The 1213-nt window shown below is 74.6% G+C and carries 2 protein-coding genes; one reads left to right on the forward strand and one right to left on the reverse strand.

What is annotated here, in order from left to right; genetic code table 11:
* Window positions 1-412: DUF6597 domain-containing transcriptional factor (locus DZF91_RS23585; protein WP_328589202.1), on the reverse strand; the 412-nt coding region annotated here is incomplete at its 3' end.
* A gap of 152 nt (window positions 413-564) precedes the next feature.
* On the opposite strand from DZF91_RS23585, the gene DZF91_RS23590 reads away from it, so the two are divergent.
* Entirely contained in the window at window positions 565-1116 is a 552-nt protein-coding gene (locus DZF91_RS23590) for a type 1 glutamine amidotransferase domain-containing protein (RefSeq protein WP_117359525.1), read from the forward strand.
* Window positions 1117-1213: the final 97 nt, after the last annotated feature.

Raw genomic sequence — 1213 nt, forward strand, 5'->3', positions numbered from 1 at the left:
CCAGCACCTCCACCCGCCGGGCCGCCGCCTCCCGGCCGGGCGCGGCGGCTTCGGTGACCAGCTCGCCCAGGCGCACCGCGTCCGCGCCCCACAGCTCCGACAGCCCGACCCGCGCGTCGCGCACCGCGTCCGCCGGGACGCCCAGGACCGGCGCGGCGCGTCCGGGCGCGAACCGCACCCCCACCAGCGACTCGCCCGGACCCAGCGGCACCGGCACCGGCCCGGTGTCCGGACCCGCCACCATGATCTCCGAGCTCCGCGACCACCAGATCAGGTCCACGCAGCCGTCCGGGACGACCCGCTGGACGTACCCTCCCGTCTCCTCGGGCACCGACTGCCACCAGGAGCAGGCCAGCCCCGACCCCGCCGGCGCGGCCCCTTCCCGGTAGCCCGTGCCGCTCTCGCCGTCCACGCCATGCCTCCCGCGCGCGCCACGCCTCCTGTACGTGCCGTGGACGCCGTCCGCGTTATCCATGCCACCCCCGGAATACGGCCGCCCCTCGAATAACCCGCCACGACCTGGGCAGGGGCCTCAAGGTAGCCAAGACGAAGGGGGAGAACATCATGACCGACCTCAACGGCAAGACCATCGCCTTCCTCGCGGCACCCGAGGGCACCGAGCAGGTCGAGCTGACCGAACCCTGGAAGGCCGTTCAGCAGGCGGGCGGCACGCCGCGGCTGGTCTCCACCGAGAGCGGCCGAATCCAGGCGTTCAACCACCTCGACAAGGGCGACACCTTCGAGGTCGACGCCACCGTCGAGGACAACGGGCCCGCCGACTTCGACGGCCTCGTCCTGCCCGGCGGCGTCGCCAACCCCGACCTGCTGCGCACCCAGCCGAAGGCCGTCGAGTTCACCCGCGGCTTCTTCGACGCCGGCAAGCCCGTCGCCGTCATCTGCCACGGCCCCTGGACCCTCGTCGAGGCCGACGTCGTCCGGGGCCGCACCATGACGTCCTGGCCCAGCCTGCAGACCGACCTGCGCAACGCCGGGGCCACCTGGGTGGACGAAGAGGTCCAGATCTGCGACGACGGTCCGAACCGCCTGGTCAGCAGCCGCAAGCCCGACGACCTCAAGGCGTTCTGCCAGGCCGCCGTCGAGGCCTTCGCCCGCTGACCCGCGCCGGGTCGCCGCGCCCCCGACCGACGCTGCTCGTCCGCCCGGCCGCCGGCCGGCGCCGCCCGCCCGGGCGGCGACGCCTCTTCCGCGAACC

Origin of the sequence: Actinomadura logoneensis, from assembly GCF_003428695.1 — a bacterium.
GTDB classification, from domain to species: domain Bacteria; phylum Actinomycetota; class Actinomycetes; order Streptosporangiales; family Streptosporangiaceae; genus Spirillospora; species Spirillospora logoneensis.